Genomic DNA, 19,836 nt, shown 5'->3' on the forward strand with positions numbered 1-19,836 from the left:
TAGCGCTGCTTATTGAAAATCAGATGACGGCCCAAAAGACCGGATTAACCGGCGAGGCTACGCGTCACACCAGCCTCCAACGAGCTGTAGCAAAATGTGAATAGCCGCCGGGAACATCAACAGGAAGAGTAAAACTGTCACCACAGCAATCGCCATCAGAAACTCCTTTTAAATTTTCGTTTTACGAAATCGTAGTCAGTATTTTTAATTTGTCACTGACGCTCGGCTATTTTCTTCATTATTCACGGGGACGCCCCTTTTTATTAAGACGCCCCCGTTGCTGGTTTGATTAAAATTCGCGTTTAAAACGCCGGAGCTTTACCTTTTGATTATGCTTTTGCTGCTCAAATAGCAAAGTTTTCCGTCATCTGCTTCAGTGCCCTGGACTGCTCGGTCAGCGCCTGCGATGCCGCTGCGGATTGCTCAACGAGCGCCGCATTACCCTGCGTCACGCCATCCATCTGGGTGACAGCAGCGCTGATTTGCATGATGCCCTGCATTTGCTCAACCGAGGCCATTGAAAGACTGTCCATAGTTTCAGCAAGCGTAGCCACGTTGCTCGCAGCCCGCAAAATCGTCTCTGCCGTTCTGGATGCCACCGACACACCGTTATCGACATCCTCAACGGCATGCTCAATCAGCGCCCCAATTTCTTTGGACGCCGTTGCGCTGCGCTGAGCGAGATTTCTGACTTCCGTCGCCACTACGGCGAAGCCACGACCATGCTCACCGGCACGTGCAGCCTCGACCGCCGCATTCAGCGCCAGAATATTAGTCTGGAAAGCAATCCCTTCTATAACGCTGGTGATTTCCTTTATCTTCAGGGCGTTAGCCGAGATATTCTGCATCGTTTCGCTCATTTCGCCCACGGCAGACTCACCTTCACGTGCCAGTGCTTCCGTCTTTCTTGCTGACGTTGCCGTATGCTCCGCGACCTCGGTATTGTTCCGAACGGTCATCGTCAGCTGTTCCATGCTGGCGGCAGTCTGCTGCAACGCCGCCGCCTGCTCCTCGGTACGAGACGATAACTCCATATTGCCCTGCTCGATCTCACCGGCAGCCAGATCCACCGACGTCGCGGCCTCTTTGATTTCAGTGACAAGGGTTTTCAACTGGGTCTGCATGTTGTCCAGAGCCGCAAGCAGCGTGCCGGTTTCATCCATCCGGGTAATACGTATGGTTGAGGTGAGATCGCCAGCGGCAATGGTGTTCGCCGTATTCACGGCCTGCTTTAGCGGTCGGAGAATACTGCGCGACAGCAAAATACCCGTCAGCAGCGCGGTGACAACCGCCGCAATCATTCCCAGGATTATCATCATGCGCGTACGGAAGCGTTCTTCAGCCAGTCGGGTTTGACGTTCAGCCATAATGCGGTACTCGTCGTTCAGCGCTTGCTGAATAACGCCCCGCATGGCGTCCATTTGCTCTTTTCCGGTATTACGCTCCAGGCTACTGATGAACGCATCCATCTCTTCGCCCCCGCGGGATACACTCTCTCTTCGCTGGATTAACGGCAGCGCAAATGACCTTTTCCATTCTTCTTCAAGCCTGGAGAGGGTGGTTAATTTTTGCTGCTGCGACGGGTTATCACGCGTAAGCCCTGCAATTTCGTCAACTTTGCTTTTAAACCTCTCATCCCCCTGCGTGAAGGGTTGAAGAACGTCCTGATTACCGGTGAGCGCAAAACCGCGAATGCCGGTTTCCATGTTGATCAGGTTTTCGGTTACGGAGCGAAGGTTATCGACCACTTTATAGCTATGAACGTTGAGCTTGCTGACGGCCGTCACTCTGTCAAAGCTCAAATAGAGCAGCCCGCAGACGACTGACATTAAAACCACAATTGCGCCAAATGCTATGGTAAGCCGGGTGCCGATGTTGAGATTTTTAAACATGACTCTTCCTTAATAATTAGCATAGGTTCATCTTCTGGAGATGAATTTTAATAACGGCTTATTTTTTGTGGTTAATGGAAATGGGTTTCCACCACGACCACACCCATGCTAATCGGCAGAGAAAATTAATACTTTAGACTGGGATAAAAATATTATAATCATCTTTTTGCGATGATTCTTATATGCAATAAACGGCCATGCTTCAGTCAGCATAAATAATTAAATAAACTTGCGAGCATTATAAATTTGAGATTGGTAAAAGCGCCTAAATTTAAGCACATTTAATATAAATATATTTCAAACCGTTAACAAATGTAAATTTTAGCTCTTTTTTTGACCATTTACGGGCTTTCAGACCTTAAAAAAAAAACCGGGCGCGGGGCCCGGTTATCTTCTTAGCTAAAAGTGACTTTATGCGCTCAACCCGCGATTCTCCAGCATCGGTTCAATCTTCGGATCGTGCCCGCGCCAGCTGCGATACAGTTCAGCCAAGTCCGTACTGTTACCACGGGACAAAATCGCCTCGCGGAATTTCTGCCCGTTTTCACGCGTCAATCCACCCTGCTCCACGAACCACTGATAGCCATCGTCCGCCAGCATTTGCGTCCACAGGTAGGCGTAATACCCCGCCGCGTAGCCGCCGCCAAAAATATGGGCAAAGTAGCTGCTGCGATAGCGCGGCGGTACAGCGGGCAGATCCAGCCCCTCTTTTTTCAACGCGGCGGCTTCGAATTCTTCAACGCTCGACACGGCCTCGCTGATGCCGTGCCAGTTCATGTCCAGCAGCGCCGCACTCAGCAGCTCCGTCATGTCATAGCCCTTGTTGAAATGGGTCGCGTTGAGCATGCTTTCCCGCAGCGCGTCCGGCATGGGGTCACCGGTTTCGTAATGACGGGCATAGTGGCTAAACACCTGAGGATGGCTGGCCCAGTGCTCATTGATTTGCGACGGGAATTCAACGAAATCACGCGGCGTATTGGTACCGGACAGCGTGGCGAAGCGCTGGCTGGCAAACAGACCGTGCAGTGTATGGCCAAACTCGTGGAACAGGGTTATCACGTCATCCCAGGAGAGAAGCGCGACGCCGCCGTTACCCGGCTTTTGGTAGTTGCAGACGTTGTAGATCACCGGGCGGGCAGCAAGCTCAAAGGATTGCTCGATGAAATTGCCCATCCAGGCCCCGCCCTGCTTGGAATCGCGGGCGAAGAAGTCGCCGTAAAACAGCGCCATGCCCTCACCGGTATGGTCAAAAATTTCCCATACGCGGACGTCAGGGTGATAAACCGGAATGTCGAAACGCTCCACAAAACGAATGCCAAACAGCTGGCTGGCCGCCCAGAATACGCCATCCTGCAATACGGTATTGAGCGCAAAATAGGGTCGAATCTGCGATTCATCGAGGGCATATTTCGCCTGACGCACGCGCTCGGCATAAAAGGCCCAGTCCCAGGCCTGCACGGTGAAGCCACCCTGCTCGTCGTCGATGACCTTCTGACTATCGGCCTGCTCGCGTTCCGCGCGGGCGCGGGCGGCGGGCACAATGCCGCGCATAAATTCCAGCGCGGCGGCCGGGGTTTTCGCCATCTGGTCGGCGATGCTCCAGCTGGCGTAATCCTCAAAGCCGAGCAGACGGGCCTGGCGCGCCCGCAGCGCCGTAAGGCGCAGGATCAGCGTGCGGGTGTCGTTTTCATCCCCTTTCTGGGTGCGCGTCCAGCCGGCGTTGAACAGGTTTTCGCGCGTCTGCCGATTGCGCAGCGCGGCTAGCGCAGGCTGCTGTGTCGTATTCAGGAGCGGGATCAGCCAGCGGTCGTTAAGCCCTTTTTCCGCGGCGGCCTGCGCCGCAGCAGAAATCTCTTCGGCGCTAAGGCCTTCAAGCTGGTGCGCGTAATCCACCACCAGCCCGCCCGCGTTGTTAGCGGCCAGCAGGCGCTGGTTAAACTGGCTGGTCAGGGACGCGGCCTCGGTATTCAGCGCCTTCAGCTCGGCTTTTTCCGCTTCATTCAGGCGCGCGCCGGCCAGAATAAAGCGCTGGTACGTCTCCTCGACCAGCCGACGGGATTCGGCATCCAGCGCGGCGCGGTCCTGCCAGACGCTCTCGACGCGGGCGAAAAGGGTGTCGTTCAGCCAGATGTCGTTCGCCAGCGCGGCAAGTTCGGTGGAGAGCTGCTCCTCCAGTTCCTGCAGGTACGCATTGGTGTGCGCGGAGGTCATGGCGAAGAAAACGCTGCTGACGCGCGCAAGCATAACGCCGCTTTTCTCCAGCGCCAGCACGGTGTTAGTGAAGTCTGGCGCAGCGGTGTGAGAGACTATCGCCTCTATGTCCGCCCGCTTCTGGCGAAGCGCTTCATCGAAGGCCGGACGATAATGCTCGTCTTTGATGGTATCAAAATGGGGAGCCTGGTAAGGCAGCAGGCTGATGTCAAAAAAGGGGTTGGTGGCCGTCATCTTTCACTCCTCCGAACGAATATCTTCCCAGAGTAGGCCAGGCCGCCATCGCCTGCAACGCCGTCATACAAATGTTGCCTTAACGCACCCTCTGCGGGCGTGCTATGTTAGTACCACACAAAAAGCGTTGAGGAACAGTGAGATGATTATTTTAGTTACCGGGGCAACGGCAGGTTTTGGTGAAAGCATCACGCGTCGCTTCGTCGCCAACGGGCATAAGGTGATTGCAACGGGTCGTCGTCAGGAGCGCCTTCAGGAGCTGAAGGACGATTTAGGTGACAGTATCCTGACCGCGCAGCTGGACGTGCGTAACCGTGCGGCCATTGAAGAGATGATTGCCAGCCTGCCGGCAGAGTGGCGCGCCATCGACGTGCTGGTCAACAACGCCGGTCTGGCGCTGGGCATGGAGCCTGCCCACAAAGCCAGCGTTGAAGACTGGGAAAACATGATCGACACCAACAACAAAGGGCTGGTGTACATGACCCGCGCGGTGCTGCCGGGCATGGTCGAGCGCAACCGCGGCCACATTATCAACATTGGTTCTACCGCCGGGAGTTGGCCTTACGCGGGCGGTAATGTCTACGGCGCGACCAAAGCGTTTGTGCGCCAGTTCAGCCTGAACCTGCGCACCGACCTGCACGGCACCGCCATTCGCGTCACCGATATCGAGCCGGGGCTGGTAGGCGGCACCGAATTCTCCAACGTGCGCTTCAAGGGCGATGACGCGAAAGCGGATAAAACCTACGAAAACGCCAACGCCCTGACGCCGGAAGACATCACCGAAACGGTCTGGTGGGTCGCGACGCTGCCAAAACACGTGAACATCAATACCGTGGAAATGATGCCGGTCAGCCAGAGTTTTGCCGGACTTAGCGTCCATCGTGGCTAAATAAGCCCTTCCCGGCCCGCGGGCCGGGTCTGTTTCGGGTCATAAAAGAATGGTAGTATGTTCGGGCTAACTCTCTGAGAAATGACAACTCATGGCCGCTGAATCGCAACTCAACCCCACCCAGCCCGTAAACCAGCAAATCTATCGCATTTTGCGACGTGATATTGTCCATTGCCTGATCCCACCGGGAACGCCGCTTTCTGAAAAAGAGGTCTCCGTGCGATTTGACGTGTCCCGTCAGCCGGTGCGTGAAGCGTTTATTAAGCTTGCGGAGAACGGCCTGATTCAGATCCGCCCGCAGCGCGGCAGCTACGTGAACAAAATTTCACTCTCACAGGTGCGCAACGGCTGTTTCGTACGCCAGGCGATTGAATGCGCTGTGGTGCGCCGTGCCGCGACGCTCATTAATGACAACCAGTGTTACCTTCTGGAGCAAAACCTGCATCAGCAGCGCATTGCGATTGACCGTAAACAGCTCAACGATTTCTTCCAGCTTGATGATGAGTTTCACCAGAAGCTGGCGCAAATTGCAGACTGCCAGCTGGCCTGGGATACCATCGAGAATATCAAGGCCACCATTGACCGGGTGCGCTACATGAGCCTCGATCACGTCTCCCCGCCGGAAATGCTGCTCCGCCAGCATCACGATATTTTCAGCGCGCTGGAAAAACGCGACCCGGACGGCGTGGAAAAAGCGATGACCCTGCATCTGCAGGAGATAGGCGAATCCGTGCAGCTTATTCGTCAGGAAAATAGCGAGTGGTTTAGCGAAGAGTGATATTTGCCGCCCTTTCCGCGGGCGGCGCCGTAATTAGCGAACGACTAACACCGGAATTGTGGCGTAGCGCAGAATAGATTCCGCATTTGACCCCAGTAGATGGGTGGTGATGCCCGGATTTTTTGACCCGATGACAATCACGTCATATTCCCCTTCTTTGCTCAGCTTGATAATTTCATCGCGGACGCTGCCAAAACGAACCAGAGTGTGAATATTCTCCGGGGAGATATCGAACAGTCGTTTTAACTCGTTCATTTTCTTCCCGGATTCTGCGCTCATATACTCTTCAAACTTTTTAATATCGGCGTTGAATCCGCGCAGCAGAGACCGGCTGCTGGCAGGCAGAATATTGACCAGGGTAATCGACGCGCCCTCGGCCTTCGCGAGGTTAGCCGCGTGGCGAACCGCTTTGTCGCTTAAATCCATTTCAAACACGTCAACAGGCATCAAAATCTTCTTATACATAAGCCTGACTCCTTATTCCGATGAAGGGTTATTTCCTGCAACCAGAATGGCATCGGGAATATAAACCAATCCTCAACGCTTCCCCGTAGAAACTATCAATAAGTGAAAATAACGGTCTGCTTTGTAAATTGCCGTCGTGAAGCGTCAACGCACCATGTAATAAAGAAAAAAGTGTGAGTTTGATCAAAAACAAAAACATGACTGGCAGACAGGCGTATTTATAGTGCCCCGTGAACGGCAAAACCTGAAATAGCGCCGTAACGGATAGTTTAGAGAGGAGAAAATACCATGATGACATACGACCGTAACCGCAATGCAATCACCACCGGCAGCCGCGTCATGATTAGCGGCACCGGCAAAACCGGCGTGATTAAGGCGATCCACAGCGACGGGCTGGATGCCGCGCAGGTGCGCCGTGGCAAAACGGTGGAAGTGGAAGGATGCGAAGGTAAGTTCGAACCAATTGAACTGATTCGTCTGGGTATGCACTAAATTGTGCGCCGACATGCCGCCGCGAACGGCGGCATGTGTTGAATTACAGGTGCGACACGTACTCCGCCACCGTGGTCTTTGCCCCCTTCTGCAGCAGCGTCTGATACGCGCTCATCACGGCATCTGTGAAGGCTTTTTCTCGCGGCAACTCTTTCCCAAAAATGGCCTCAATGCCGAGCAGCGCGTTAACCCGGCTTTCCCCTTCGGCACTTCCCTTCACCGCCGCCTGAATCACCGCCAGCTGCGGATCGCTCACGTCGATGGCGTTACCCTGCTCGTCCAGGCCGCCGACATAGCGCATCCACCCAGCCACGCCCAGCGCCAGCAGTGGGAAAGGCGTCTGGTGCACCAGGTGCCAGCGCGCGGGATCCAGCATCCGCTGCGGAAGCTTCTGGCTGCCGTCCATCGCAATTTGCCAGGTACGGTGGCGCAGGGCCGGGTTACTGTAACGGGCGATCAGCAGGTCAGCGTAGCGTTCTAAATCGACGCCCTTCACTTTCAGGGTCGGCGCCTGCTCGTTGAGCATCAGCGCGTGCGCGGCGACGCGATAGTGTTCGTCTTCCATACACTCATTGATGTGCTGATAACCGGCCAGATAGCCCAGGTAGGCCAGGAAAGAGTGGCTGCCGTTGAGCATGCGTAGCTTCATCTCTTCAAACGGGATCACGTCTGAAACCAGTTCGGCTCCGGCTTTTTCCCATTCCGGACGCCCGGCCACAAAGTTATCCTCGATAACCCACTGGCGGAACGGCTCGCAGGCCACCGCCGCCGGATCGCGTACGCCGGTCAGCTGCGCGATTTTATCCAGCGTATCGGGTGTGACCGCCGGTACGATGCGGTCCACCATGGTTGACGGGAAGGTAACGTTAGCCTCGATCCAGTCCGCCAGCTCGCCGTCTACCGCCCGGGCGTACGCGCAGGTGACATTGCGCATCACGTGACCGTTCTCCGGCATGTTGTCGCAGGACATCACGCTAAACGCGGGCAGCCCAGCCGCTTTACGGCGCGCCAGCGCTTCCACCACCACGCCCGGCGCGGATTTAGGCTGATGCGGGTTTTGCAGGTCGGCAACGATGAAAGGATGATCGAGCATCAGTTGCCCGGTTGCCGGAGAGTGGCAGTAGCCTTTTTCGGTGATGGTCAGCGAGACAATCGCCACCTGCGGTTCACACATTGTCGCCAGCACGCTTTCCAGCCCGTCGACCTGCGCGTGCAGGGCCTTTTTGACTACGCCAACCACGCGGGACGTCCAGCCATCGGCAGACATTTCCGCTACGGTGTAGAGGTTATCCTGCGCCTTCAGGTCGGCAATCTGCTGCTCGCCGCCTATCAGGTTAACCTCACAGTACCCCCAGTCGCTGCCGTGTTCAGCCGCAAGGATGTCCCCATACACCGCCTGATGCGCGCGGTGAAATGCGCCGAAGCCTAAATGTACAATGCGTGCTTTAAGGCTGTCGCGATCGTACTTAGGCAGCGTCGCGTTGGCCTGTAAGAAGGTGTTTTCCATGATTAAGACTCGCTAATTAGAAAGCTGTGGATCGCTGCCGCCCCCAGTCCAGAGCGGCAGCGCCTGCTGACTACACCAACTAGAATGGCAGTCGGGGTAAAAAATTACTGCCATCAACCATACTGATACTGCCGTTTGAGTTTTTGATTTATATTAACTTTTGCTCAGGTGGTGTGACATAAACAAAAAGTTGTGTGATAAGTCACGAAAGATATAAACCACTAGCGTCGCGTGGAGACCGCGCCGTAACCCACGCGCTCTTTCGGCGCGGCCTCGGCGGCATCTTCAGCCGCGCTGAGGTCGCGGTCGCGGACTTCCGGCATCAGGAACGCCGAAACCAGCCCAATCACGGAATAAGCCACCAGCATGGCTACAATCGGCCACCAGGAACCCGTCATATTGCAGAAAATCCCCGCCAGTACCGGGCCAAAGCCCACCGCCACCAGACCGCCCGCCTCCTTGGCGATAGCCATACGGGTAAAGCGATTTCGCGAGCCAAACATCTCCGCCATGGTGATATTTTCCAGCGCAAACAGCCCCAGCACGGCGAAGTTATGGATAACGATGATCGAGAGCATGATTGTCCCCGGCGCATAGCTCTTATCGACGATAATCGACAGCATCGGGTACGCCAGAATAATGGCGGAGATATTGAGGATAATGTACGGCAGCCTGCGCCCCACTTTGTCGGAAAGCCAGCCCAGCAGCGGGATGGAGATAAACCCGAGAATAGAACTTATCATCAGCGCGTCGGTGGGAATCGCTTTATCGAACAGCAGCGTCTGGACCAGATAACCCGCGAGGAAGGTCTGGATCAGCCCCGAGTTGCCCGCCTGACCGAAGCGCAGGCCGGTCGCCAGCCAGAAGGATTTACTTTTCACCATTGAACCCAGCGAGGTGTCCGGCTGCACGGTTTCTGCATCGTTTACTTTCTCAAAGACCGGGCTCTCCTTGAGGTTCATTCGCAGCCAGATGGCAAAGATCATCACCACGACGCTGGCAAGGAACGGCACGCGCCAGCCCCAGGCGAGCAGCTGTTCACGATCGAGGGCGAAGAACATAATGGCCCAGATCGCCGTGGCGCTCAGCGTCCCGCAGTTAGTCCCCATCGCCACCAGCGAGGAGATGATGCCGCGTTTCCCTTTCGGGGCGTACTCCGCCAGCATGGTCCCGGCCCCGGAGATCTCCGCCCCGGCGCCCAGCCCCTGAATGATACGCAGCGTCACCAGCAGTACGGGCGCAAAAATGCCGATCTGCGCGTAGGTCGGCAGCACGCCAATCAGCGTGGTGCAGATCCCCATCATGGTGATGGTGATAAACAGCACCTTTTTACGACCAATGCTGTCGCCCATTCTGCCGAAGATAAAGGCCCCGACGATACGCGCGATGTAGCCCGCGCCGTAGGTTCCCATCGCCAGAATCAGCGCCATCGCGGCCGACTGTTCCGGGAAGAAGATTTCATGAAATACCAGCGCCGCCCCCAGCGAGTAGAGCTGGAAATCCATAAACTCCAGCGCGGTGCCCAGCCAGCCGGAGACGGCGGCTTTCACCAGATCTGAGGTGGTTCTTTGAGGTTGTGCTTGCGTCATAATGGCTATCTCTAAAGGTAAGATGCGTACCACTGAGAGCCCGTCTTCGCGGGCTCTTAACCGCGTGTAGGGTTATTGCCCGAACGTCAGTAAAACCTTGCAGCACTGCCGCTGGTCTTTTTCAAACAGTTCGATGGCGTCTGTTACATGGTGATAGTCAAAGGTATGGGTGATCAGTTTTTCCGGGTCGATCAGCCCTTTTTCAAGCCAGTCGATGACGACCGGGAATTTGTTGGCATTGAGGCGCGAGGAGAAGATCGCCAGCTCTTTACCGGTAATCCCCTGCTGGACTATCTGGCTCGGCTCGCTGGAGAAGCCCATCAGCACGATGCGCGCCGCCGGGGAAGCCAGGGTGACCGCCTCCTGCAAAATCGACGGATGACAGGCGGCATCAATAATCAGCGTCGGCTTGATGCCTTTTTCGTCCAGCGCGGCTTGCAGCGACTTTTCGCCGTTATTAAAGACCCAGTCCGCGCCGCTGCGCTGGGCCATGGCCAGACGCTCATTGATTCTGTCGACGACGATTACCTGCTTCACGTTGTAGACGCCCTTCAGCGCCTGTACGGTGACCAGTCCCATCGGCCCTGCGCCGTAGATAAGCGCAACGTCCTGTTCGGTAGGGTTAGCCTGCCCCGTCACGTTGGCGGCAATGGTGAAAGGTTCAACCATCACGGCGTGTTTATCCGGGATCGCATCCGGGATGCGCCAGGCATTTTTAGCGGGCACGGCGGCATATTCGCTGAATCCGCCGTCGCGGTGGACGCCCAGCACCACCAGCGAGGTGCAGACGTTAGGCTTGCCGACGGAGCACGGGTAGCAGTGCCCGCAGCTGATCACCGGATCCACCGAAACGCGCTCCCCTAACCGGGACGGTTCTACGCCCTCGCCCACGGCGTCGATCGTGCCAAAAAACTCGTGGCCAATCACGCGCGGATATTTTGCAAACGGATTATGCCCGCGGTAGATGTGGCTGTCTGACCCGCAGATCCCGGCCAGCTTGATTTTGACGCGGACTTCCCCTGCGCCTGGCTCCGGGCGCGGACGCTCTTCAATCACCAGCTGGTTCGGCTGTTGAATCACTACGCTTTTCATCGTTTGCTCCTCGGTTACCAGTTCCACAGCGTGCCGTCTTCGAGACGGGCTACCGGCAGATAGGCCGGATCGTACGGGTATTTCGCCGCCAGCTTTTCATCAAACTCAATGCCCAGCCCCGGCTTCTCGCCCGGGTGCATATAGCCGTTATCAAAGCGCCAGCTGTGCGGGAAGACTTCCAGCATCTGTTCGGAGTATCCCATATATTCCTGCACGCCGAAGTTCGGCACCCACAGGTCGAAATGCAGCGCGGCCGCGTGGCAGATCGGCGACAGATCGGACGGGCCGTGCGAGCCGGTACGCACCTGATAGAGCGACGCGAAGTCCGCGATGCGGCGCATCCCGGTGATCCCCCCTGCATGGGTGATAGTGGTGCGGATATAGTCGATAAGCTGCTCTTCAATAAGCTGCTTGCAGTCCCAGATGCTGTTGAACACCTCGCCCACCGCAATTGGCGTGACGGTATGCTGGCGGATCAGGCGGAAGCACTCCTGGTTTTCCGCAGGCGTTGGGTCTTCCATCCAGAACATGCGGAACGCTTCGATACTCTTGCCGAAGCGCGCCGCTTCGATGGGCGTCAGGCGGTGGTGCATGTCGTGCAGGAGATGCTCATTGAAGCCAAATTTACTGCGCACCGCGTCAAACAGTTTTGGCGTGAAATCGAGGTATTTCTCGGTGGACCAGAGCTGCTCTTCCGGCCAGTCGCCTTTGGTGGCGGGCTCGTAGGCCAACCCCTTCCCTTTAGCCATGCCGTAGGTGGTTTTCATGCCCGGCACGCCGCACTGGACGCGGATCGCCTTAAAGCCCATCTCCTTATGGCGGGCGTAATCTTCCAGCACGTCGTCAATGGTGTGCCCGGTGGTGTGGCAGTAGACCATTACGCCCTCACGGGATGCGCCGCCCAGCAGCTGATAGAGCGGCATATTGGCCGCTTTGGCTTTGATGTCCCAGAGCGCCATATCCACGGCGGAAATTGCCGACATGGTGACCGGCCCGCGGCGCCAGTAGGCGCCCTTATAGAAGAATTGCCAGATATCTTCGATACGGTGCGCGTCGCGGCCAATCAGCTGCGGGCAGAGGTGATCTTTCAGGTAGGAAGCAACGGAGAGCTCACGCCCGTTCAGCGTGGCGTCACCGAGGCCAACGATCCCTTCATCGGTAGTGATTTTAAGGGTGACAAAGTTCCGCCCCGGGCAGGTAACAAACACGTCAGCCGCGACAATCTTCATAATTCCTTTCCTTACATCGTTCGTTGTGATGACGGAAATTTACCCACTCACATAACTACCATACAAGTATGATGATCATAAAATCGGCTAACGATCACAAAAACGGTCGCCTGCTCGTCCCCCTAAAACCCATCATTTTGTGCCAGTTTCATTTCAGGTGACGATTCATTTAGGCAGCGTACCTGAAGATATCTTTTACTTTTCCATACCCGTGTCGCGGGTATGCCGTTATTGCTCTTTGGTGTAGAATCTGAACGGGGAAACTTGCTCATCTGCACCCATTTAAAAGGAAACGCTATGACTACATTAAGCAAACGCCTTTGTCTGACAGCCCTGCTGGCGCTGTCATCGTTCGCCTTTGCCGCCTCTGCGACAGCGGAAACCAGCAAGCTCATTATTGAGTCTGGTGACAGCGCGCAAAGCCGCCAGAACGCCGCGATGGACAAAGAACAATGGAATGACACCCGCAGCCTTCGTCAGAAGGTCAACAAACGTGCTGAAAAAGAGTGGGACAAAGAAGATGTCGCCTTTGACGCACGCGATAAGTGTCAGCAAAGTGCGAACGTCAATGCCTACTGGGAGCCGAACACCCTGCGCTGCCTGGATCGCCGCACTGGTCGTACGGTAGCCCCATAATGTCGGCGCCCTGTGACGTAAAACTCCGGCCGCTGGAGCGTGAAGACCTGCGCTTTGTTCACCAGCTCGACAATAACGCCAGCGTGATGCGCTACTGGTTCGAAGAGCCGTACGAGGCCTTTGTCGAGCTGTCGGATCTTTACGACAAGCACATTCACGATCAGAGCGAGCGTCGTTTTGTGGTGGAGTGTGAAGGCGACAAAGCCGGGCTGGTGGAGCTGGTTGAGATCAACCATGTTCACCGCCGGGCGGAGTTCCAGATCATTATTTCGCCGGAGCACCAGGGGAAAGGCCTGGCCTCCCGGGCGGCGAAGCTGGCGATGGATTACGGATTCAACGTCCTGAATCTCTACAAGCTTTATCTGATCGTGGATAAAGAGAACGAAAAAGCGATCCATATCTACCGCAAGCTGGGCTTTATGGTAGAAGGCGAGCTGATTCATGAGTTCTTTATCAACGGTGAATACCGGAATACCATTCGCATGTGCATTTTCCAGCATCAGCATCTGGCCGGTCACAAGCCGTCAGGTGCCAGCCTGCTGAAACCAACCGCGCAGTAGCCTGCGCGGTTTCATTCTCAGTAATACTCAATCGTGTTTTTGATGGTGTACTTGCGCTCAACGGCGGGTTTGACGCTGTCGTCCGTGATCGTCAGATCGCAGCTCACCGGGTTATTGTGGCGATCGTAGTCGCAGCTCTGCGTCACGTTGCCCAGCGGCTTATCGTTTAACAGGCTCACGGCCGAGTAATCCATTCTTTTGCGCAGATCCTTAGACGGCGTCGACTGTACCGATAAATGCTGATCCCCGGAGACGGTGGTTTTGCCCAGCGGGTAGCCATCCGCATCGTAGCGGTACTTCACCTCCATCTCTTTACCATGTGCGGCCACCACGAAGCCGTTGTCGTCGGTATCCCACGTCACCCCGGCTGACGGCAGTTCGGCCAGCTGGCATTTGCCCTGCAGCTTCACCTTACGCTGCTGGGTTTCTGCATCGATGTAGTAATTGGCATCCAGGACCAGCGCTACGCCCGTGTTAGCCTCCAGGTCGTGCAGCTCCAGCGTATCGAAACACCCTTCCGCCGACACGGTGCCGGTGACTCGTTTGGACACTTCACCCTTCTCGTTGAACAGCGTCTGGGTAAAATCCTTGACCGGGCCGCGAAGAGGGTCGAAATCAAATTCGTTCGAAAAACTCGCCATCTCGGGCGTAAACGACAGCGGCGCGGAGTTGTTATCACACCCTGCGAGAGTAGCTGCCAGGAGCGTTATCGCTGCATATTTCTTCACATTCTTTACCAATACAGAGAGATTATTCCCAATCATATTAGCAAATACAGTTGTTTACACGAAGCCTGCTAAAATTAATCTCTACACAGAGAAAAGGAGCTACAGATGAAACGGTTACCCTGGATTACCGCCCTGCTGTTAATGAGTGCCTCAACGGCCGCGCTGGCGGCACCGGACTCCTGCGAGCGCGTGAAAAGCGACATTCAGCAGAAGATCATCAACAACGGCGTGCCGGAGTCAGGTTTTACGCTGAACATTGTGCCGAACGATCAGGCTGACCAGCCGGACGCTCAGGTGGTGGGCCACTGTGCCAACGACACCTTTAAAATTTTGTACACCCGTACGGGCAGCGGGGCGGCGACCGGCAATCAGGATAATGCACCGGCTGAACCTCAGTAAATCACCGTCAATCCCCTTTGATTTGACAAGGATTAATATTTAATACCTCCAAATAAGTAACACTCACCCCATCATTAGCCCGGTTATCGTTTCGGGAAAAATAATATGTAATCACAATGGTGGGGTGAGCCATGTCCGATATCGAACATCACGGCGGGATTAGCCGTCGAACACTCGTGAAATCTACGGCGATAGGTTCTCTGGCGCTTGCCGCTGGCGGAATTTCGTTGCCTTTTGGACTGAAAAGCGCCGCAGCCGCGGTACAAAATGCAATGAAACCGGCAGAAGATAAAGTGGTCTGGGGCGCCTGTTCGGTCAACTGCGGTAGCCGCTGTGCGCTGCGTCTGCACGTCCGCGATGACGAAGTGTACTGGGTCGAAACGGATAACACCGGTGAGGATATCTACGGCAATCACCAGGTCCGGGCCTGCCTGCGCGGGCGCTCTATTCGCCGCCGCATCAACCACCCTGACCGTCTGAACTACCCGATGAAACGCGTGGGTAAGCGGGGTGAAGGCAAGTTCGAGCGCATCAGCTGGGACGAAGCGCTGAACGCCATCACCGCCAGCCTGAAAGACGTGGTCAGCAAGTACGGCAACGAAGCGGTGTATATTAATTACTCCTCCGGGATTGTCGGCGGCAATATCACCCGCTCCTCCCCTTACGCTTCGCTGGTGGCGCGCCTGATGAACTGCTACGGCGGTTTCCTGAGCCACTACGGCACCTACAGCACGGCGCAAATCGCCTGCGCGATGCCTTATACCTACGGCAGCAACGACGGCAACAGCACCTCGGATATCGAAAATACCAAACTGGTGGTGATGTTCGGCAATAACCCGGCGGAAACGCGCATGAGCGGCGGCGGGATTACTTACTATCTGGAGCAGGCCCGCGAGCGTTCTAACGCACGCATGATTGTCATCGACCCGCGCTATACCGATACGGCAGCCGGACGCGAAGACGAGTGGATCCCGATCCGTCCGGGTACCGATGCCGCCCTGGTGGCGGGGATTGCCTGGGTATTGATCGACGAAAACCTGGTGGACCAGCCGTTCCTGGACAAATACTGCGTTGGCTACGACGAAAAAACGCTGCCGGAAGGTGCCCCCGCGAATGGTCACTATAAAGCGTATATTCTCGGCCAGGGTGAGGACAACACGGCGAAAACGCCGGAGTGGGCCTCGCGCATCACCGGCATTCCTGCAGACCGCATCATTAAACTGGCCCGCGAGATTGGATCCGCGAAGCCGGCCTATATCTGCCAAGGCTGGGGACCACAGCGTCAGGCGAACGGTGAACTGACCTCCCGCGCCATCGCGATGCTGCCGATTCTGACCGGCAACGTGGGGATCAACGGCGGCAACAGCGGCGCCCGTGAGTCGACCTACACCATCACTATCGAACGTATGCCGCTGCCGGAAAACCCGGTCAAAACGCAAATTTCCTGCTTCAGCTGGACGGACGCCATCGCCCGTGGCCCGGAAATGACCGCTCTGCGCGACGGGGTGCGCGGTAAAGATAAGCTGGACGTGCCAATTAAGTTCATCTGGAACTACGCGGGCAACACCATTATTAACCAGCACTCCGATATCAATAAAACCCACGATATTCTGCAGGACGAAAGCAAGTGCGAAACCATCGTGGTGATCGACAACTTTATGACCTCATCGGCGAAATACGCCGATATCCTGCTGCCAGATTTAATGACCGTCGAGCAGGAAGACATTATCCCTAACGATTACGCCGGGAACATGGGTTACCTGATTTTTCTCCAGCCCGTGACCGCGCCGAAGTTTGAGCGCAAGCCTATCTACTGGATCATGAGCGAAGTGGCGAAACGCCTCGGACCGGATATCTATCAGAAATTTACCGAAGGGCGAACGCAGGAAGAGTGGCTGCAGTATCTGTATGCCAAAATGCTCGCTAAAGATCCCACGCTGCCGTCCTATGACGAGCTGAAAAAAATGGGCATCTATAAGCGCAAAGATCCGAACGGACACTTTGTGGCCTATAAAAAATTCCGCGAGAACCCGGAAGCCAACCCGCTTAAAACGCCCTCAGGCAAGATTGAAATTTATTCCAGCAAGCTGGCGGATATTGCGGCGACCTGGGAGCTGGCAAAAGATGAGACCATCAGCCCGCTGCCCGTCTATGCATCCACCTTTGACGGCTGGGATGCGCCCGAGCGCGCGCAGTTCCCGCTGCAGCTGTTTGGCTTCCATTTTAAAGCCCGCACCCACTCGAGCTACGGTAACGTCGACGTGCTGCAAGCGGCCTGCCGCCAGGAGGTCTGGCTGAATCCCGTTGATGCCGCGAAACGTAGCATTAAAAGCGGCGATACGGTGCGCGTCTTTAACGATCGCGGTGAGGTGAGAATAGAAGCCAAAGTCACGCCGCGCATCATGCCAGGCGTAAGCGCCATGGGCCAGGGAGCCTGGCACGATGCCAATATGAATGGCGATCGTATCGACCACGGCTCGTGTATCAACACCCTGACCACGCACCGCCCGTCACCGCTGGCAAAAGGCAACCCGCAGCACACCAATCTGGTGCAGATTGAGAAGGTGTAAAAGGTGAATTCTATGACCCTGGTTTATGCTTTGGTCTGTATTAATGGTTAATCACTTCGCGCGGACATAACCGCGCGAGCAAGGAAGGTTTAATGAAAGACGTCTCACACCGTGACTCGTTCGCGTTCAGCGCGCGCGTACTGGGCGCGCTGTTTTACTTCGCCCCAGACAGCGAGCAGACAGCCCCGCTGGTGCAGGCACTTACCGCTGGCGAATGGATAGAGGACTGGCCCCTGCCGCCGGAAACGCTGCTGCCCGTTGCCGAAACCTTTGCTTCATCTTCCGATGAGCCGCTGACGGATGCCTGGCAACGGCTGTTTATTGGTCCTTATGCCCTGCCCGCTCCGCCGTGGGGTTCCGTCTGGCTGGACCGTGAATCCGTGCTGTTTGGCGATTCAACCCTCGCGCTGCGCCAGTGGATGCGGGAAAACAATATCGCGTTTCAGATGCAGCAAAATGAACCGGAAGATCATTTCGGCACCCTGCTGCTGCTGGCGGCATGGCTGGCCGAGAATGGCCGCGAGTCGGAGTGCGATCGGCTTCTGGCGTGGCATCTGCTGCCGTGGAGCACTCGCTTTCTGTCGGTGTTTGTCGACAACGCCGGGCATCCGTTCTATATCGCGCTCGGCAGGCTTGCGCAGCTGACGCTGGCGGACTGGCGATCGGCGTTGGTTGTTCCGGTTGCGGAAAAGACGTTGTATCGCTAAGGGATATGGCTTGCTCGCGGGTGGCGAGCAAGCCTTTAACCAGGGTTTGGTTGTGCATCACCACCTGATTCACTCACACTCTCTTTGCTTTGAATGAACCGGAGTGCCAAATAGAGGTCTGGCGCCAGAATCATGTCATCATCATTCATCGTTGGCCTACTTTCTTTAAACCAACGTGTTAATTCCGTTTTCCTGCCCGCAAGGATTAACATAATCTGTCGGGCTTTCAGGTCACGCTTTAACTCATTAATGGTTGCCAGGACACTGATATCTGAATAGGTGAAGCAAGCCACGGCATCAATAACCACCCATTTAGGTTGTAATGCTGCACCATCAACCAGGTTCAATACCCGACGTTTAAAATAAGCCACATTAAAATAGGTCAACGGTGAGTTAAATCGATACATCAGCACGCCCGGGACCATTTTAATATCGGTTGTATTCCCTAATGAGTGGATCATTCCATTTTCGTCAGTCCCCAGTAAGTGCTCAGAGGGACGAAATACCGTACGCAGGAACTGTAACAGGCCAAGCAACACCGCAAGGCCGATCCCCTGAATTACACCGATGATTAAAACACAGCCAAACGTGAAGAAGGCCAGGCGAAATGCCTGTTTATTTCTTCGCCTCAGGTTCCATAACCCACGTAAATCAATTAATGACCACGATGCATACATTAGAACAATACCTAATGCAGATACCGGAATAAATTGTAATGGCTGCGTGAAAAATACCACCACTAAACCTATCAGTAAGGCTGCGACTATGGAAACCAGCTGACTTTTCCCCCCAACGGAATCATTAACCGCGGTCCGGGAATCGGCTCCACTGATGGCAAATCCCTGAGATAGCCCAGACATAATGTTCGCAATACCCAGTGCCCGGAACTCTGCATCAGCATTAATTTCATAGCCATTTTTCGCGGCGAAACTGCGAGCGGTCAGCATCAGACTGACAAAACTCACTAAAGCCAGGTTCAGCGCCGGGATCACTAATTCTCGCATCGGACCGGGCTGGAACGCACCCCAGTTAACGACGGGTAAACCAGGCTGGAAGCCATCCCCCCCAATCGTGGCAATACCATACTGTTGCGCAGATGTTCCCCATACCAGTATCGTTGTTATCACAATGGCAATCAGAGGTGCTGGCCAGTTGCTGCGATACGTTTTGATAACCATTAAAATAATTAACGTTAAAAGTGATATCCCTATTGTTAATACATGGCTGTCTAAAAGTTGGCCTGGCAAGGCCAGTATTTTCTCAATAACCTGCGCTTCATCGAGCTTGATCCCCAAAACCTTGCCTAATTGCCCGACAATAATCGTCACGGCTACGCCATTAAGCAACCCTGTAAGAATGGGATGAGAAAGGAGATCGGCAAGTGCACCCAGGTGAAATTTACTGGCAAGCAGGCACCACCCGCCCATCATCAACGTCATGACGATCGTCAGTTGCCAGTGCAGTTCAGGATTGCCTGCAGAAAGAGGAAACACGACGGCTGCAATCACGGCGCAGGTCGTTGCATCAGGGCCAACAATAAGCTGACGTGAAGAACCAAACAGTGCATAAGCTATCATCGGTAAAACGCAGGAATAGAGCCCCACAATTGCCCCAACACCTGCCAATTCAGCATAAGCAATAGCAACGGGTAGCGCTACAGCCGCAACGGATAATCCAGCTTTAACATCATGTTTTAGCCAGCTTTTATCGTAGGCTAACAAATTTTGTAACCCTGGCATGTACTTTAACAATAATTTTCCGAGCACTTTATTCTCCGGACAGGGATGATAGCCACGTCATATTGGCACACTTCTCAGTGAGGTTCTGGTTTCCAAATGCTCCGGAGTCAGGTCGATGC

At 55.2% G+C, this 19,836-nt stretch carries 17 protein-coding genes; 8 read left to right on the forward strand and 9 right to left on the reverse strand.

Annotated features, from left to right (window positions below; translation table 11 throughout):
* Nucleotides 1–344: 344 nt before the first annotated feature.
* Both IM271_RS01640 and dcp read right to left on the reverse strand, forming a co-directional pair.
* Nucleotides 345–1,892, reverse strand: coding sequence for a methyl-accepting chemotaxis protein (locus IM271_RS01640; protein ID WP_063942539.1), 1,548 nt, complete (start codon nt 1,890–1,892; stop codon nt 345–347).
* A 411-nt stretch (nt 1,893–2,303) separates the two neighbouring features.
* On the reverse strand, nt 2,304–4,337 hold the full coding sequence (dcp, locus tag IM271_RS01645; protein WP_193052070.1) for a peptidyl-dipeptidase Dcp: 2,034 nt from the start codon (nt 4,335–4,337) through the stop codon (nt 2,304–2,306).
* Nucleotides 4,338–4,479: 142 nt separating this feature from the next.
* Here dcp and ydfG point away from each other — a divergent pair, with 142 nt between their 5' ends.
* Nucleotides 4,480–5,226 carry a bifunctional NADP-dependent 3-hydroxy acid dehydrogenase/3-hydroxypropionate dehydrogenase YdfG gene (gene ydfG / locus IM271_RS01650; protein WP_048960516.1) on the forward strand — a complete coding sequence of 249 codons (747 nt, stop codon included), beginning with the start codon at nt 4,480–4,482 and terminating at the stop codon, nt 5,224–5,226.
* Nucleotides 5,227–5,317: 91 nt separating this feature from the next.
* Nucleotides 5,318–6,004, forward strand: coding sequence for a GntR family transcriptional regulator (locus IM271_RS01655; protein ID WP_028013010.1), 687 nt, complete (start codon nt 5,318–5,320; stop codon nt 6,002–6,004).
* Nucleotides 6,005–6,037: 33 nt separating this feature from the next.
* Here IM271_RS01655 and IM271_RS01660 read toward each other — a convergent pair whose 3' ends face one another.
* Nucleotides 6,038–6,469: a universal stress protein gene (locus tag IM271_RS01660; protein ID WP_041910207.1), complete on the reverse strand. Its 432-nt coding sequence runs from the start codon at nt 6,467–6,469 to the stop codon at nt 6,038–6,040.
* A 288-nt stretch (nt 6,470–6,757) separates the two neighbouring features.
* On the opposite strand from IM271_RS01660, the gene ydfZ reads away from it, so the two are divergent.
* Nucleotides 6,758–6,961, forward strand: a complete 204-nt coding sequence (gene ydfZ / locus IM271_RS01665; RefSeq protein WP_028013008.1) for a putative selenium delivery protein YdfZ — start codon at nt 6,758–6,760, stop codon at nt 6,959–6,961.
* 43 nt (nt 6,962–7,004) lie between these two features.
* Here ydfZ and IM271_RS01670 read toward each other — a convergent pair whose 3' ends face one another.
* The 4 genes from IM271_RS01670 to manD form a co-directional block, all read right to left on the reverse strand.
* Nucleotides 7,005–8,468 (reverse strand): mannitol dehydrogenase family protein, encoded by a 1,464-nt coding sequence (locus IM271_RS01670; protein ID WP_193052071.1) that lies wholly within the window; start codon nt 8,466–8,468, stop codon nt 7,005–7,007.
* Between the two features lie 221 nt (nt 8,469–8,689).
* Nucleotides 8,690–10,057 carry an MFS transporter gene (locus IM271_RS01675; RefSeq protein ID WP_193052072.1) on the reverse strand — a complete coding sequence of 456 codons (1,368 nt, stop codon included), beginning with the start codon at nt 10,055–10,057 and terminating at the stop codon, nt 8,690–8,692.
* 72 nt (nt 10,058–10,129) lie between these two features.
* Nucleotides 10,130–11,149: a Zn-dependent oxidoreductase gene (locus IM271_RS01680; RefSeq protein ID WP_193052073.1), complete on the reverse strand. Its 1,020-nt coding sequence runs from the start codon at nt 11,147–11,149 to the stop codon at nt 10,130–10,132.
* A gap of 14 nt (nt 11,150–11,163) precedes the next feature.
* On the reverse strand, nt 11,164–12,378 hold the full coding sequence (gene manD, locus IM271_RS01685) for a D-mannonate dehydratase ManD (RefSeq protein WP_028013004.1): 1,215 nt from the start codon (nt 12,376–12,378) through the stop codon (nt 11,164–11,166).
* Between the two features lie 297 nt (nt 12,379–12,675).
* On the opposite strand from manD, the gene IM271_RS01690 reads away from it, so the two are divergent.
* Both IM271_RS01690 and speG read left to right on the forward strand, forming a co-directional pair.
* Nucleotides 12,676–13,014 (forward strand): DUF1283 family protein, encoded by a 339-nt coding sequence (locus IM271_RS01690; RefSeq protein WP_008502414.1) that lies wholly within the window; start codon nt 12,676–12,678, stop codon nt 13,012–13,014.
* Nucleotides 13,014–13,574 (forward strand): spermidine N1-acetyltransferase, encoded by a 561-nt coding sequence (speG, locus tag IM271_RS01695; protein ID WP_041910220.1) that lies wholly within the window; start codon nt 13,014–13,016, stop codon nt 13,572–13,574. Before IM271_RS01690 ends, speG begins: the two co-directional genes overlap by 1 nt.
* Nucleotides 13,575–13,591: 17 nt before the next feature.
* Here the strand turns inward: speG and IM271_RS01700 are convergent, their stop codons facing one another.
* Nucleotides 13,592–14,338, reverse strand: coding sequence for a YnfC family lipoprotein (locus IM271_RS01700; RefSeq protein WP_032644870.1), 747 nt, complete (start codon nt 14,336–14,338; stop codon nt 13,592–13,594).
* Between the two features lie 69 nt (nt 14,339–14,407).
* On the opposite strand from IM271_RS01700, the gene IM271_RS01705 reads away from it, so the two are divergent.
* The 3 genes from IM271_RS01705 (at nt 14,408) to dmsD (ending at nt 17,978) form a co-directional block, all read left to right on the forward strand.
* Nucleotides 14,408–14,701 (forward strand): DUF1161 domain-containing protein, encoded by a 294-nt coding sequence (locus IM271_RS01705; RefSeq protein ID WP_193052074.1) that lies wholly within the window; start codon nt 14,408–14,410, stop codon nt 14,699–14,701.
* Nucleotides 14,702–14,832: 131 nt separating this feature from the next.
* Entirely contained in the window at nt 14,833–17,271 is a 2,439-nt protein-coding gene (gene ynfE / locus IM271_RS01710) for a selenate/tellurate reductase subunit YnfE (protein WP_193052075.1), read from the forward strand.
* A gap of 92 nt (nt 17,272–17,363) precedes the next feature.
* On the forward strand, nt 17,364–17,978 hold the full coding sequence (dmsD, locus tag IM271_RS01715) for a Tat proofreading chaperone DmsD (protein ID WP_028012998.1): 615 nt from the start codon (nt 17,364–17,366) through the stop codon (nt 17,976–17,978).
* Nucleotides 17,979–18,013: 35 nt separating this feature from the next.
* On the opposite strand, the gene IM271_RS01720 is transcribed toward dmsD, so the two are convergent.
* Nucleotides 18,014–19,744 carry a SulP family inorganic anion transporter gene (locus IM271_RS01720; RefSeq protein WP_193052076.1) on the reverse strand — a complete coding sequence of 577 codons (1,731 nt, stop codon included), beginning with the start codon at nt 19,742–19,744 and terminating at the stop codon, nt 18,014–18,016.
* Nucleotides 19,745–19,836: the final 92 nt, after the last annotated feature.

The sequence above is a fragment of the Enterobacter cloacae complex sp. I3 genome, from assembly GCF_014896175.1.
In the GTDB taxonomy this organism is placed as follows: Bacteria; Pseudomonadota; Gammaproteobacteria; order Enterobacterales; family Enterobacteriaceae; genus Enterobacter; species Enterobacter bugandensis.

What these genes read in the sequence shown, in the direction of transcription:
- IM271_RS01690 (WP_008502414.1), top strand. Translation starts at nt 12,676, where the DNA reads ATGACTACATTAAGCAAACGCCTTTGTCTGACAGCCCTGCTGGCGCTG.
- ynfE (WP_193052075.1), top strand. Translation starts at nt 14,833, where the DNA reads ATGTCCGATATCGAACATCACGGCGGGATTAGCCGTCGAACACTCGTG.
- IM271_RS01655 (WP_028013010.1), top strand. Translation starts at nt 5,318, where the DNA reads ATGGCCGCTGAATCGCAACTCAACCCCACCCAGCCCGTAAACCAGCAA.
- dcp (WP_193052070.1), bottom strand. Translation starts at nt 4,337, where the DNA reads ATGACGGCCACCAACCCCTTTTTTGACATCAGCCTGCTGCCTTACCAG.
- IM271_RS01640 (WP_063942539.1), bottom strand. Translation starts at nt 1,892, where the DNA reads ATGTTTAAAAATCTCAACATCGGCACCCGGCTTACCATAGCATTTGGC.
- speG (WP_041910220.1), top strand. Translation starts at nt 13,014, where the DNA reads ATGTCGGCGCCCTGTGACGTAAAACTCCGGCCGCTGGAGCGTGAAGAC.
- ydfZ (WP_028013008.1), top strand. Translation starts at nt 6,758, where the DNA reads ATGATGACATACGACCGTAACCGCAATGCAATCACCACCGGCAGCCGC.
- IM271_RS01705 (WP_193052074.1), top strand. Translation starts at nt 14,408, where the DNA reads ATGAAACGGTTACCCTGGATTACCGCCCTGCTGTTAATGAGTGCCTCA.
- IM271_RS01700 (WP_032644870.1), bottom strand. Translation starts at nt 14,338, where the DNA reads ATGATTGGGAATAATCTCTCTGTATTGGTAAAGAATGTGAAGAAATAT.
- IM271_RS01660 (WP_041910207.1), bottom strand. Translation starts at nt 6,469, where the DNA reads ATGTATAAGAAGATTTTGATGCCTGTTGACGTGTTTGAAATGGATTTA.
- ydfG (WP_048960516.1), top strand. Translation starts at nt 4,480, where the DNA reads ATGATTATTTTAGTTACCGGGGCAACGGCAGGTTTTGGTGAAAGCATC.
- IM271_RS01675 (WP_193052072.1), bottom strand. Translation starts at nt 10,057, where the DNA reads ATGACGCAAGCACAACCTCAAAGAACCACCTCAGATCTGGTGAAAGCC.
- dmsD (WP_028012998.1), top strand. Translation starts at nt 17,364, where the DNA reads ATGAAAGACGTCTCACACCGTGACTCGTTCGCGTTCAGCGCGCGCGTA.
- IM271_RS01680 (WP_193052073.1), bottom strand. Translation starts at nt 11,149, where the DNA reads ATGAAAAGCGTAGTGATTCAACAGCCGAACCAGCTGGTGATTGAAGAG.
- IM271_RS01670 (WP_193052071.1), bottom strand. Translation starts at nt 8,468, where the DNA reads ATGGAAAACACCTTCTTACAGGCCAACGCGACGCTGCCTAAGTACGAT.
- manD (WP_028013004.1), bottom strand. Translation starts at nt 12,378, where the DNA reads ATGAAGATTGTCGCGGCTGACGTGTTTGTTACCTGCCCGGGGCGGAAC.